This is a genomic window from Arcicella sp. GW821-FHT09D11, assembly GCF_059416265.1.
Window position 1 is genome coordinate 1,110,815 of sequence record NZ_JBWKOV010000002.1, and the last position, 14,265, is coordinate 1,125,079.

General features: G+C 34.5%; 12 protein-coding genes. 8 read left to right on the forward strand and 4 right to left on the reverse strand.

The features are described from left to right. Positions 1-260: 260 nt before the first annotated feature. The 5 genes from AC07N0_RS09780 to AC07N0_RS09800 all read left to right on the forward strand — a co-directional run bounded on the left by AC07N0_RS09780 (position 261) and on the right by AC07N0_RS09800 (position 5,838). Positions 261-908: a hypothetical protein gene (locus tag AC07N0_RS09780; protein WP_494589023.1), complete on the forward strand. Its 648-nt coding sequence runs from the start codon at positions 261-263 to the stop codon at positions 906-908. 696 nt (positions 909-1,604) lie between these two features. Beyond that, entirely contained in the window at positions 1,605-2,393 is a 789-nt protein-coding gene (locus AC07N0_RS09785) for a sensor histidine kinase (protein ID WP_494589024.1), read from the forward strand. A gap of 10 nt (positions 2,394-2,403) precedes the next feature. After that, positions 2,404-3,051, forward strand: a complete 648-nt coding sequence (locus tag AC07N0_RS09790; RefSeq protein ID WP_492802609.1) for a response regulator — start codon at positions 2,404-2,406, stop codon at positions 3,049-3,051. Between the two features lie 233 nt (positions 3,052-3,284). Next, entirely contained in the window at positions 3,285-4,637 is a 1,353-nt protein-coding gene (locus tag AC07N0_RS09795; RefSeq protein WP_494589025.1) for an MATE family efflux transporter, read from the forward strand. Positions 4,638-4,752: 115 nt separating this feature from the next. After that, positions 4,753-5,838 carry an aminotransferase class I/II-fold pyridoxal phosphate-dependent enzyme gene (locus AC07N0_RS09800; RefSeq protein WP_494589026.1) on the forward strand — a complete coding sequence of 362 codons (1,086 nt, stop codon included), beginning with the start codon at positions 4,753-4,755 and terminating at the stop codon, positions 5,836-5,838. 90 nt (positions 5,839-5,928) lie between these two features. Here the strand turns inward: AC07N0_RS09800 and AC07N0_RS09805 are convergent, their stop codons facing one another. The 3 genes from AC07N0_RS09805 to AC07N0_RS09815 form a co-directional block, all read right to left on the reverse strand. Further along, the gene (locus tag AC07N0_RS09805; protein WP_494589027.1) at positions 5,929-6,459 is read right to left on the reverse strand and encodes a YfiT family bacillithiol transferase; all 531 of its coding nucleotides are present in this window, start codon (positions 6,457-6,459) and stop codon (positions 5,929-5,931) included. A gap of 141 nt (positions 6,460-6,600) precedes the next feature. Next, positions 6,601-9,408 carry a leucine--tRNA ligase gene (gene leuS, locus AC07N0_RS09810; RefSeq protein ID WP_492802618.1) on the reverse strand — a complete coding sequence of 936 codons (2,808 nt, stop codon included), beginning with the start codon at positions 9,406-9,408 and terminating at the stop codon, positions 6,601-6,603. 196 nt (positions 9,409-9,604) lie between these two features. After that, on the reverse strand, positions 9,605-10,633 hold the full coding sequence (locus tag AC07N0_RS09815) for a GntR family transcriptional regulator (RefSeq protein WP_494589028.1): 1,029 nt from the start codon (positions 10,631-10,633) through the stop codon (positions 9,605-9,607). 411 nt (positions 10,634-11,044) lie between these two features. On the opposite strand from AC07N0_RS09815, the gene AC07N0_RS09820 reads away from it, so the two are divergent. Continuing rightward, positions 11,045-11,860, forward strand: coding sequence for a hypothetical protein (locus AC07N0_RS09820; protein WP_492802621.1), 816 nt, complete (start codon positions 11,045-11,047; stop codon positions 11,858-11,860). A gap of 83 nt (positions 11,861-11,943) precedes the next feature. On the opposite strand, the gene AC07N0_RS09825 is transcribed toward AC07N0_RS09820, so the two are convergent. Beyond that, positions 11,944-12,561: a hypothetical protein gene (locus AC07N0_RS09825; protein ID WP_494589029.1), complete on the reverse strand. Its 618-nt coding sequence runs from the start codon at positions 12,559-12,561 to the stop codon at positions 11,944-11,946. A gap of 70 nt (positions 12,562-12,631) precedes the next feature. Here AC07N0_RS09825 and AC07N0_RS09830 point away from each other — a divergent pair, with 70 nt between their 5' ends. Together AC07N0_RS09830 and AC07N0_RS09835 are read left to right on the forward strand one after the other, a co-directional pair. Next, a complete protein-coding gene (locus AC07N0_RS09830; protein ID WP_494589030.1) occupies positions 12,632-13,096 on the forward strand; it encodes a GNAT family N-acetyltransferase in 465 nt (154 codons plus the stop codon). Between the two features lie 154 nt (positions 13,097-13,250). Beyond that, entirely contained in the window at positions 13,251-14,252 is a 1,002-nt protein-coding gene (locus AC07N0_RS09835) for a zinc dependent phospholipase C family protein (RefSeq protein ID WP_494589031.1), read from the forward strand. The last annotated feature ends 13 nt before the right edge of the window (positions 14,253-14,265 follow it).

Below are 14,265 nucleotides of genomic sequence, written 5' to 3' on the forward strand. Positions count from 1 at the left end.
ATTTTGTGGAATGGTTTATAATGATGGAAATAAGTAGCTTTTAGCTATCAGTTTTCAGACATTGTAAAATGGGTGAAAACACTAAATAGCCTACCGTATTTTACCCGATTTTGCAGGGTATAAATACGGTATTTTTAATGAAAAAGGCTTAATGGATTGAATTTGAGCAGTTTGAGTAAATAAACCTATTGTGATACTAAGGATAAAATGGTAGCTTCAAATCGTAAAATCAATTATAAAACTTTAACTGCTTAAATCACATGAAAAAATTATTTAACCCACTAGTTACTGGTATCATTGGAATGTTTGTTGGAGCAATGGTTGTGAGTGCTTATCCCAAGACTGTTTTAGGTGAAGATATTGTAAAAAATAATCCTAACTTTAAAGTATCAGAATATAAATCAGATACAACAAAAAGTAATAAAAATAAAGTTAAAAATAAAAAAATAATAGTGTATAAAAAACCAGAGCCAACTTATTCTCCAGTGGCAAAAAATATGATTACTAAATTGTATGATTATATGGAAAAAGATGCATGTTCGACACCTAAGCTATTTAGAAGAAGTTATACTTTAAACTTTGAAGATTTTAATGAAATAGAAAAAATACATAAGTTGAACGATTACGTGAATAGTAGAAATTACACAAAGGGTTCGTTGAAATTCAGAATTTTTCCTGGTTTAAGTTTTGATTCACTGAATAAAAAAGATGTTTTAACACTTATTTTAATGATTGAAAAAGACGGGGTTTTGTTATGGGATAAAACAATAGGAATGAATAGGAAACAAGTTGAAATTCAAGATCAAATGGGTCTTTGTCCTGATGTTTGTCCGCTACAAAATGATTTGTTTACAGAGCAAGAATGGCAAGATATCACAGGCAAATATTATATACCCTACAAAAAATGATTTTAAGTATTGTAAAGTTTATTCAATAATAATTTTTTGAAACCGTGAATGATTTAAAGTATAACATATATATCATTATCTTGCTAGCTTCCCTTGTAGTAGGAGGGATAAAATTTAATGTACTCAATAAAACCAATAGAGTTTTTTTAGTATTAATTCTCCTTACAATCATTGCAGAGCTAGCAGGAAGAGCCGTTTCTATCAAAGGAAAATCTAATTATATCATATATCATTTTTTTACGCCTATTCAGTGTGTACTAGTACTACTAGGATATTATCTTGATTTAAAAAATAAAATCATATTGTATATCATACCAAGTATGCTTTTACTTGGTATGATATTGAGTTTATGGATTCAGCCTCTGCCTCATGTCAATACTTATTTCATGAATATTGAAATCTTGTTATTTACCATTCTTACTATCAAATATTTTAGAGATTTATTATCCCTTGAGACTAATATTAAATTAAAAGATTTTTCACTATTTTGGATAAGCTGTGGACTATTAATTTTTTGTATTGCTAATATATTTCTATTAGGAGCTTTCAATTACATTATAGATAGTAAATCAAACGGAGTCACGAATAAATTTATCATGAAAATTCTTTTATATATCAGGTACTTCTCTAACTATCTCTACTATAGCTCATTTATAGTGGCGTTTTTAGTAAAGCAAAATACAATCTCTAGCCAACATGATAAATAACTACGAGCTTCTACTCACTTTTATAGTAGGTATTATCATTTTTGGTATTCTGGTTGCTTTCATTATTTCCTTTGTTTTTCTATTTCAAAAACGTCAGGCAAAGCACCGTGAAGAAAAACAAGCGCTTAAAATTGCTTACGAACAAGAGATTCTTACCTCTCAATTAGAAGTACAGAATCAAACATTACAAGAGATTTCACAGGAATTGCATGATAATATTGGTCAATTACTTTCTGTAGCCAGAATGAATTTGAATGTGATGGAGGAGGAGATGGTCGATACAGATGGTTACATCAAACAAACTAACGAAATTATTCATCAATCTATTAATGATTTGCGGGCTTTAACCAAAAGCTTAGATATAGATTTTGTACAACAATTCGGTCTGGAAGAGAGTCTGTCGTATGAAATCGAAAGGATTCGTAAAACCAAACGCTTTGCTACTGAAATTAATATTGTTGGTGAAACAATTTCGCTTGGATATGAACGAGAAATTGTTTTATTTAGAGTAGCCCAAGAAATTTTAAATAATGCCTTAAAACATTCTAGCGCTAAACATCTTACGGTATTATTAAAATATTTGCCTAACACTTTTGAGCTAAGTATTCATGATGATGGAAAGGGGTTTGATATCGAAGCCATCCAACAAAATGGAATAAACAAGTCAGGTGCTGGGCTAAGAAATATTCAACGCCGTGTAAAATTAATAGGAGGTACTTGTAGCATTGCCTCTGAAATAGGAAAAGGAACCAACATGATGATTATAGTAAGCCGCTAGATTTAAAAATATGAAATATAAAATCGCTATTGTTGATGACCATACCTTGGTTGCGAATGCTTTAGCAGGCCTAGTTCAGAAAATGGAAAATTATGAAGTGATGTACGAAGCCGCTAATGGAAAAGAAATGATTCACCATTTTAAGTTGAAAATGATTCCTGATGTAGTGCTTTTAGACATTAATATGCCTGAAATGGATGGCTACGAAACATCGTTATGGTTGAAAAATAATCATCCTGATGTGAAAATAATAGCGCTCTCCATGTATGATAAAGAAGAAGCAATCGTCGGGATGTTAAGAAATGGGGTAAAAGGTTATTTACTTAAAGGCTGTAAACCCACTGAACTAAGAATGGCTTTGGAAAGTGTCATTAACAAAGGATTTTATTACACCGAATTTGTTACCGATAAATTACTAAAAAGCTTAAACCCTGAAAAAATTAAAAATCCTATCAAAGAATTAGGACTTAACGACCGTGAATTAGAATTCATCCGTTATGCTTGTTCTGAACTTACTTATCATGAAATTGCCAATAAAATGTGTTGTGCCAATAGAACAGTAGATGGATACAGAGAACAGGCTTTTTATAAAATGAATGTAAAATCTAGGGTGGGAATCGTAATACAAGCTATTCGATTAGGAATAGTGGTTTTATGAAATTAGAAAGAAATATTAATTACCCATTTTTAAAGTCCTGTTAAGAGCAATCTTGACGGGATTTTTTGTCTTCTTTAATTTGAAAAACCAAAAGGTCGCATGTTAGGGCAGTATTAGTAAATTAATAGAAAGTATTATTAATTTATTTTATCAAAATGAAATAGAACTTTTACTGTTCAATTATGCTTTAATTTGTAGGATTATTTCTCAGCAATTCTCTTAAAACAATCTCCTTGAAAAATTTATTTAATAATTACAAAACTGACCTTATTGCTACTTTCCGTTTGTCACTACCCATTATTGCTGGTCAACTAGGTATTATGATTATGGGTTTGGTAGATACTATCCAAGTGGGCCGAATCGATAAAGGTGCCGTAGAATCATTAGCAGCAGCGGCAGATGCCAACGGTATTTTGATTAATATTTCTATTATCGGGTATATCTGTTTGCAAATTGTTTCTCCTATGGTTTCAAAAGCCAAAGCCGAAAAAGATTTTGCGAAATGTCATCTATTGCTGAAATCAAGTTTATGGGTAGCTATCCTAATGGGAATTATTTGTTCTATTGCAGTAGTGGCTTTTGGTCTTAATATGGAAATTTTAGACCAGCCTCCGCAGATTAAGACACTTACTCAAGAATACCTGTGGATTATGACTGCCTCCACCATTCCAGCCTTTCTTTTTTCAGCAATGAAGAGCTTTACAGATGGTCTTTCGCATACGAAGGTGGCCATGAATATTACATGGACAGCCTTATTGATGAATATTATTCTAAACTATTTTTTAATCAATGGCATCTGGATTTTCCCTACGTTAGGTTTAAAGGGAGCTGGTTATGCTACTTGTATTGCCAGATTATATATGTTCATCGCTATTACTTACTATGTTTTTCGTTCAGGAAAATTTAAAGATTATTTAAGTGCTAAAATACAAGTAAATGAAATGTCGGCACTAATTAAAAATATTTTGAAAGTAGGAATCCCTAGTGGTTTCCAAGGCTTTTTTGAGATTGCCGCTTTCTATGGAGCTGTTGTAATGATGGGTTGGATAAGTATTGAGCATAAAGCGGCTCACCAAGTTGCTATTGGGTTTGTTTCACTTACTTATATGGCGTCTACAGGTATTGCGACCGCTGGAGGCATTAGGGTAGGGGCAGGAGTAGGAGAAAGAAACCGAAGTGCTATTTTTAAAGCTGGTACGGCAGCTTTATTGATGGGGATAATCTTTATGAGTCTCTGCGGAATATTGATGCTTAGTTTTAATGATTTTTTTGCGAGTTACGTAAAAGATGAAGGCGTAATTGTACTAGCCGCTCAATTAATTATATGGGGTGGTATTTTTCAATTGTTTGATGGCGTTCAGGCTGTTAGTATTGGTATTTTAAGAGGAATACAGGATGTAAACATTCCAACGCTCATTACCATTTTTGCTTACTGGGGTGTGGGCTTGCCTTTATGTTATGTGTTAGGGTTTGTCTATGATTTAAAACACATTGGTATTTGGATAGGCTTAACCCTAAGTTTGTTGGCTTCGGCAAGTTTACTGAGCTGGCGATTCTATAATAAAGTAGGCAAAATGGAATTATAATGTTGTAGCACGACTTTCCAAGTCGTGAACTAAAGGTTAGTGAATTTTTCAATTATTTTGTAAATTAAAACGGTAAATCATACTATTTGACTTTGAAAATAAAACTAACCTTGCAATGATAGATTTAAAGTTTAATTATCCTTCTGTGCCAGCAGAGATGGATTTAATCAAGCAATATTTTACAAAAGATTTTATACATGAAAAGAAAGATTTTTTGTTATTCCCTCCCTTTCATGGAGATAAAAATACAATTGATTTAGGTGCTGAATGGTTAGGCTTATCGTCTGAACTTTTCCCAGACATCATTGATATTGTCATGTGTAATAGTGGCAATCAGGCATTACTCTGTTTATTACAGGCTTGTCGGAAACAATACAGTTCAATTATCACCGAACCTTTTACCTATGTATCCTTTAAAAGCATTGCTTTAGAAAATAACTATCAATTAATCCCCTGTGAAGTTGATAATGATGGTATTACGATAGAAGGCTTGGATGCGATTGTAAAAAGTACTGGAAGTAAATTATTGTATATACAACCAACCATACAGAATCCCACGTGTGTGGTGATGCCAATAGAAAGAAGACGTCAGATAGCTGAATATGCAAAGGAACATGACCTTTTAATTATTGAAGACGATGCCTATCGGTTTATGTGTGTCAATCCTCCGCTTAGTTTTTTAGATTTATTGCCAGCCCAAACCATCCATATTTATAGCTTGTCTAAGCCCTTTAATCCGCTGATTAAAACTGCTTTTGTAACTCTTCCCCAATATTTGAAAACGAATGTGGCAGATTATATCAGGATGTCGTCTAGTGGCAATTCGTCTTTGCTAAGTGGGTTGACTAGCTATTTATTACAAACGAATGCACTTCAAACAATTATTGAGCAAAAACAAGTTTTGGCAGAAAAACTACAGCAGATGGTAAAGCCATTGTTAGAAAATCTCATTTATAGAACCGACCCAACGTGTAGCCATATCTGGATAACTCTACCAGCAACAATCAATTCGACTAAGCTAGTGAATGATATGGCTAGTCAACAAATTGTTATCACCAGTGGAAATGAATTTGCTATTGATGAAAGTGTTGACGGTGAAAGATATATTAGAATCGCATTGGGAGGGGAGAAAGATACAGAAAAGTTAACTAATGCGGTAAGAGTACTTGTAGAGACGATTAAAGAATTAGAGATTAATTAGATACGTAAAAATCTTTCTTTTAGGGTGCGACTTAAGTCGCACCCTAAAAGAAAGGTAACATTTTAATATGGACAAGTAGTAAAAAGACAGTTATTGATCTTTCCCTAAAGCAATTTTAATATGCGCTAAATGGTGTTTACTATGCCAAACACCTACATCCACGGCATCCATCAATGTTAAATACATCTTACGAGTAGGATGATAGTAGCCTTTCTGAAAATCCTCTTCTGTCATTTGTTCTAAAAGATATGTCCATCGCAGATGGGTGCCTTCTAATAAAGTCAAAGAATAGTCAATAGGAGCATTTTTAGCTTCTTCTAAATTAGCCCAAGCATCTACTTTACTTACCACTCCTTCAGAATTTATTTCAGTAAGAGCATGTTTAAAACGGACAAAATACAGCACATGAATATCTGCGACATGATGTATAACTTGTCTGACAGTCCAGCTTCCTTCGCGATATTGTTTTAGTAAATCTTCTTCGCTCAAACCTGCGGTAAGTTCTTTATATAGTGCTGGAATTGTTTTTAATTGGGCAATACTTTCTTGAATCTCTTCCCAAGTATGTTGTTCTTTTGGGGTCCATTTCCCAATTGGGTATTGTAAAGCTTGTAAATCCATAAATATGTGTTTAGATATGTTTGTAATTTATTAACAATAAAAAACAAAAAAGCTCTCCAAAGATAAATAAATCATTAATCTTTAGAGAGCTGATGGAAAGAAAGAATGCAATCGCTTGAAGCGAGCGACTGCTATTGTTTTTTATAGCACTACATTCACAATTCTTTTTGGTACCACGATTACTTTTTTAGGAGCTTTACCGTCTAACCATTTTTGAACTACTTCGTGTGCCAAAACTCCTGCTTCAATATCCGCTGGAATCGCATCAGTTGGGAAAGAAATATTTGCTCTTACTTTTCCGTTGATAGAAATCGGATAGTCGAAATTAGCTTCTACTAACAATGACGCATTGAACTTAGGGAAAGTAGCATAAGAAATCGTTCCTGCTTCGTTACCCAACAATACCCAAAGCTCTTCGGCAATATGTGGAGTATACGAAGACATCAAAATAACTAACTCTTGCAAGATAGCTTTGTTCGTACATTTTAATGTTCCTAAATCATTCACACAAATCATCAACGTAGAAACCACAGTATTGAATGAATAACGTTCTAAATCTTCTTCTACTTTCTTGATACAAGTATGCAATACTTTCAATTCCGCAGGCGTTGGAGCTTCGTCTTTTACTTTATAGTTGCCTAAATCGTCATAGAACAAACGCCATACTTTTTTGATAAAACGGAATGAACCATCAATACCATTAGTATTCCAAGGTTTAGCTTGTTCTAATGGCCCTAAGAACATTTCGTACAAACGCAAAGTATCTGCTCCAACTTTGTCAACCAATACATCTGGGTTTACTACGTTGTATTTAGATTTCGACATTTTCTCAACCTCAACACCGCAGATGTATTTGCCATCTTCTAATATGAATTCTGCATTTTCGAAGTCAGTACGCCATTTTTTGAAAGCTTGTATATCTAGCACCTCATTCGATACAATGTTTACGTCTGTATGAATTGGCGTAGTTTCGTATTGGTCTTTCAAGCCATAAGAAACAAAAACTGGGTTTTTGCCTTCTCCAACGGATGATTTTACACGATACACAAAATTAGAACGCCCCTGAATCATGCCTTGGTTAATCAATTTCTTAGCAAATTCTTCCTCTGGTACTAATCCTAAATCTTTCAAAAATTTATTCCAGAAACGGCTGTATAACAAGTGACCAGTAGCATGTTCTGACCCTCCCATATATAAATCTACTGCCTTCCAATAATTGATGGCTTCTTGTGAGGCAAATTCTTGCTCGTTCTGAGCATCCATATAACGATACCAATACCATGACGAACCTGCCCATCCTGGCATGGTCGACAATTCATATTCGTACTCGCCTTTGTATTTCCAACCTTCGGCACGGCCTAGTGGAGGTTCACCCGTTTCTGTTGGCAAGTATTTATCAATCACTGGCAATTCTAAAGGCAATTCGCTTTCTTCAATCAAATATGGCAAACCGTCTTTGAAGTAGGCAGGTACTGGCTCACCCCAATAACGTTGGCGACTAAATACTGCATTACGCAAACGGTATTGAATTTTACCTTTTCCGATGCCTCTTTCTTCCAACCATTTTGTTAAAGTAGCCGTAGCTTCTTTATAACCCATTCCGTTGATAATATCCGAATTGATGTACTTACCTTCTTTGGTATTATCAGCTTGTTCTTCAATGTTTTTCTGAGCATCCAAAATAGGCACAATTGGCAATTCAAAATGCGTAGCAAAGTTCCAGTCACGTTGGTCACCCGAAGGTACCCCCATTACCGCCCCTGTTCCGTAGCCAGCTAATACATAGTCTGCCAAGAAAATAGGCACCCTTTCTTCCGTAAACGGATTAATTACATAGCTTCCTGTAAAAGCTCCTGTAACTTTTTTGACTTCCGACATACGGTCTAACTCCGTTCTTGAAGCTACCCATTTTACATACTCATCAACGGTCTCTTTTTGTTCAGGTGTTGTCAAGAACGGTACGTACTCATGTTCTGGAGCAATTACCATAAACGACACGCCATAAATCGTATCAACACGCGTAGTGAATACTTCAATAAATGCTGGAGCATTCTCTTGAACAGTTGAAGCATCAACTTTAAATTTTACACTTGCCCCCGTACTTCTACCAATCCAGTTACGTTGTTGTTCTTTCAAAGCATCCGACCAATCTACTTCATTCAAACCGTCAATTAATCTATCAGCATACGCAGTAATACGCATTGCCCATTGCTTCATTTTTTTCTGTTCAACAGGATACCCACCACGTTCAGAAACACCGTCTTTAATTTCATCATTCGCCAAAACTGTTCCCAACCCCGGGCACCAGTTTACTACTGATTCATCTGGATAAGTCAAACGATATTTTAATAAAATAGTCTGCTGTTCTTGTTCACTCATGCTATTCCACTCTTCTGCGGTGAAATTTGATGTATCTTCATCACAAACAGCATTGATGCCTTTGTTTCCAGACACAGCGAAGCGTTCAACTAAACTAGCAATAGACAAGGCTTTGTTGGCATCTTTATCGTAATAATGCTTGAACAATTGCATAAAAATCCATTGCGTCCATTTGTAATATTTAGCATCAGAAGTACGTACTTCACGCGACCAGTCATAACTAAACCCAATTTGTTTTAGCTGACGAATATAAGTAGCAATATTTTCTTCGGTAGTAATAGCTGGATGTTGACCCGTTTGGATAGCATACTGTTCAGCAGGCAAACCAAAAGAATCAAAGCCCATCGGATGCAATACGTTGAAACCTTTCAAACGTTTGTAACGAGCGATGATATCAGAAGCAATGTAACCCAGCGGATGACCAACGTGTAACCCAGCACCTGAAGGATACGGAAACATATCCAATACGTAATACTTGGGTTTATCATGGTTAACCTCTGTTTTATAGGTTTGGTTTTCTTCCCAAAACTGTCTCCATTTCTGTTCTGTTTCTTTGAAATTGTATTCCATTGCTTGTGGTTTTTGTTGTAGACATTAACAATAAGTGTATGGCTACATTGACTATTTTTTTAGAATTGCAAAATTACAGGTTTTTAGCTGAAAAAGAGCCATGAAAACAAAACAACCTTGACTAAAGATAGTCAAGGTTGTAACAAGGAATAAGATTTTGAATCATCTTAGCCTATTTTTCAATTAAAAAAGTGTCTTAAAGGGATTTCCTCAATACCATTTCCATCGGAACTTGTATTTGTTGGCGTTTTCCTCCTTGGATAATGTTGGCGGCCATTCTGCCAATTTCTGTAGGTTTAGAGGATATTATTGTAATCCCCCCAGCTAATATTTCTTTATAACAGTTATCGTTCAATGAAATCAACCCGATTTCTTTCCCGAGTGTTAAGCCTTGTTGTTCAGCTGATTTAATGACTGCTACTAAATCAATGTCGTCCATTGTTAAGTATGCGTTTCCTGCCATTACTTCTTCATCCTGAAAGCCATCTAATACTTGGAAATCAAAATGATTGGTTTCACAGAAATCTCTAAAGCCAGTAATCAACTCCGAATCAAAATACTCGTCTTCTGTCAAAACTAAATTCAAGGTTTTGTATTTCTTGAAATGTTTAATGTTTTGTTGCATTACCTGAGCAATCTCATCACCAGAGTTGCTCAAAATGCTTGAATTTAATCCATGAAGAGAAGCCAAAGATTGCTCTAAAAAGATAAGGCGTTCGCCAGAAATCTTCTTTAAGCATTTGATGTTTTCTTCACTTTCTTCAATCAAGTGAGGCATGATTACATAATAATGATAATTGCCTAAATGACTATTGATGATTTCTCTGAAATTATCACTTTTATAATTGTAAGTGAAAATGTCAACAGTTACATCTTTGTTAGAGGCATTCACAAAAGCATTAAAAATGGCTTTGTTGTTCTCTGTAATTTTTCCAACTAAAAAGAAAACTTTCGTTTTAGTTTTAGCCGACTTTCCAGAAATAAAATAACCTTTTCTGAAAATAGAAGTAATCACACCTAAACGGTGAAGTTCTGAATAAGCACGTTCAACAGTATCACGAGACAAGTAACACTCTTCACTCGCTTCATTAATGGAAGGAAGGCGTTCACCCGTTTGTAAGTTTCCGCTTTCAATATCAATCAACAGAGTGTTTACCAGTTGTTGATATTTTGGTGTTTTTGAATCTTGCTTGTTTTGAGAAAACTCTCTGAATGTCTTTATCATTTTATTTACTGGATAAAATTGGGTTGTTATATTGGTAATAGTAGGTAATACGTAAATGCCAAAGTGATTGAAATATTGATTCGACGCTTATATATAATAGTGGTACGAATTTTTGGGAATTTCAATCTAAACTTTTTATCTGAATTGCTCCATTTGTCAAAAACAAACGAATTAATCCAATAAGTCAAATAAATTATTGAAAAAGTGCATAAATTGTTTCGTAAAGGTAGGCTCAAATTGTTTTAAATGGTTAGGACATTTCTTGCAAATGTTGGGATATATATTGCAAAGTTGTGGAAATGGGCATTTGGTGTCCTGTTATGACCTGATTTTTGTTGACGGTGCAAGGCAGGATATTTAGTTGTTCGGGAATAAGTTACTTGGTATCTATAAGTTCAAACGACATTCTCATTGACAGCACAATTAGCCAATTCGCATACAAGCCTTCAATCAAAAGAACTAAAAATACTCATAGTTTTTAGTAGGCTGAACGATTTTAAACATGAAATCTACGATGGATTTATGGACAAAATCGAGGGGAAAGCTACGGTTGATTTATACATCCATCAGTTCAGTACTCAGAATGCCTTTCATTTCGAAAAGGTCATAAAAGAGAAAATTAATCAATATGATTACTTTGCTTTTATGTTGCATACGAGTTATCTCAATGAAGATTTTCTTAAAACTATCAATAGTATCCCGACCAATAAATTGATTATTCTTGAGAAAAGAAATGAATTTATCAGAGGGAAATATGCCTGTGTTTATCAAGATTTCGAGCAGGATATTTACGAAGCTTTGTTCAAAGCCAGAGAAGCTATTTTGAAATACGGTACCCTGAATTGTATTATACAAGAACATTATGCCAATGCATATTTTGTCATTGAAGGTCTGAAAAAGTTTGCCAAAGAGAACAACCTACAATACAATATCTATTCTGACATAGAGGAAAATACTATCAGAAGCAAGGAAGCTTATTTAATTCTTTCAGAAAGATATTTAGCCGAAACACTGATGTGCTGTAAGAATAAGAAGATGGTAGTAGGCGAGGATATAGGCATTGTTTCTTATAACGAAACACCTATCAAAGAAATATTATCAGGAGGAATCACCGTAGTATCTACAGACCATTTTCAATTAGGAAAAAATGCTGCCGACTTAATTCTAAGTGGTAGACAAGAACATATCAGAAATTCATTTCTATTTATTCGAAGAAACTCTCTGTGAGGGTTTAGCTGTAAGCTATGAGCCTTGAGCTTTTTGACTTAAAAACTCAAGGCTCATAGCTCAAGGCTTATGGCTGATAGCTATTAATTAACTCCTAATTCAGTACCAATAGAAATAATCCACTGTTCAAATAAAGTCTTTTCAATATCACAGGCAGTTTTAGCGTGCATTTCCCATGCTGGCGAAAACTCTTTTAATTGCGTAATCATCTCGGCTAAATGTCCTTCCTCTTCAACAATGATTGATTTCATGTTTACTTTAGACGACACCTCTTCAAGTAATTCTTGATATACTGGGTACAATTCATCAGCTCTTACCTCAATGGCATAGGTTACCAACAAATAGGCTGCATATTTCAAATCATTACCTGATAGCTTTAGTGTTTGTTTTAAATACCTACATACCTGAATATCCAATGTGTGTAAATAAGTATAACTAGCAAAAGGAGCGATAAGATATGGTTTTTCATACGTTGGAAAATCTGCTATTTTCCCTACCTTCTGAATTTGCTTTTTTAAGTAATAAGCATGGCGTGCTTCTTCTGCGGCGTGCTTCAAAACGATATAAGATACTTTGGATTTATCTTCAGAAGCTGATATTTTTCTTGCACCAGTGTTCTCCATTAATGAAAGGGTATTCAAGAATCGAGCGTGAAGCGAATCTGTCGCAATGATGTTTCGGAATATTTCTTGTAATTTCATGCCCAAAATTAGTAAGTGATTTCCATTCAATTTTTTTTATCCTTAATTATTTACTCACAAAGTTAAAAATATGCAATTCCATTACGTGAATTACTCACCTGATGAATTAGATGAGGTAAGAAAAATATTCATAGAATATGCTGAATACTTAAAGATAGACCTTTGTTTTCAGGATTTTGAGAAAGAATTGCAAACTTTATCAAAAGTTTATGCAGCTCCTGCTGGATGTATTATACTAGCTAAAATCAACGAAGAGATTGTAGGATGTGTTGCCTTGAAACCCATTGCCGAAGGCGTGTGTGAAATGAAGCGTTTGTATGTAAAACCAAATGCTAGAGGGCATAAAGTAGGCAGAAAATTAGTAGAAGAATTGATTACGTTTGCTAAAAATGCCAATTATCAAACCATGAAATTGGATACTTTAACTAGTCTGACAGAAGCGATTGGACTCTATCGTTCTTTTGGCTTTCAAGCAACGTCCGCTTATGTGTACAATCCCTTGGATGAAGTGCTATATTTTGAATTAGCACTTTAAGCGTATATGGAACGCAATAATAATTAATTATTACATAAATAAGCAAGGTGATAATCTCCATCGTTTAGCCTTATCTTTACCATGATTTATTAAAGTATAGTCACTCATTCACAACTAACCCAATCAATAAAATACGTCAATTCAACTAAGATTCATGAAGAAATTATCAAAACTTAAACAAATCCTTACTCTTTTAATCCTGTTAGGCTGTTGCTCTTGGGGCTTTTTAGGTCACAAAACCATTCATCAAATTTCAGCGTACGCTTTGCCTAAAAAAATGGCAACATTCTTTATGAAAAATGAAGATTATATGGTTTATAACTCTGTTCGTCCAGATGTGCGTAGAAATACAGATAAAACAGAAGCACCTAAACACTTTATTGATTTAGATGCTCCTATTTATGGCACTGACCCACTAAATACCATTCCTCATGATTGGGATTCAGCCGTAAAAAAATACACCGCCGATACCCTCAAAAAATATGGTACTTTACCGTGGGTAGTCGTAGAGATGCAAGAGAAATTGACAAATGCTTTCCGCAGTAAAATGAAAGACAGTATTTTGTTTTATGCCGCAGATTTAGGTCATTATGTTTCAGATGCGCATGTGCCTTTGCATACAAGTTATAATTATGATGGACAATTAACCAATCAAAGAGGGTTACACTCGCTTTGGGAAACTGCTGTGCCAGAGATAAACATTGAAAGTTATAACCTTTATACAAAACATAAAGCTAAATACATTAAAGACCCATTGGCTGAAATTTGGACAAAAATTGCAGCAACGAGTCTATTATTAGATGGCGTTTTCAAAGAAGAAATAAACGCTAGCGTAGGCTTTACCGACGAAAGAAAGTTCAAGCGTTCTGAACGTTTCGGACAAATGAGAAAGAATTACACGGGCGAATTTGCCAAGGCTTACGGAGAACGTTTGGGTAATACTATCAACAATCAGATGATATTATCAAGCCAAAGTGTAGCTGATTTTTGGTATACAGCGTGGGTAAATGCTGGCAAACCAGACCTTTCTGATTTAGAAACCGTCACGAAAGAAGACAAAGCAAAATTTAAAATAGCCAAAAAAGCTTGGAAAAATAACGAATTAATCAAACAAGGTTTGTTACAATCACGAAAAGCAAAACCAGAAGAGTTTTAATTACCAACAAAAA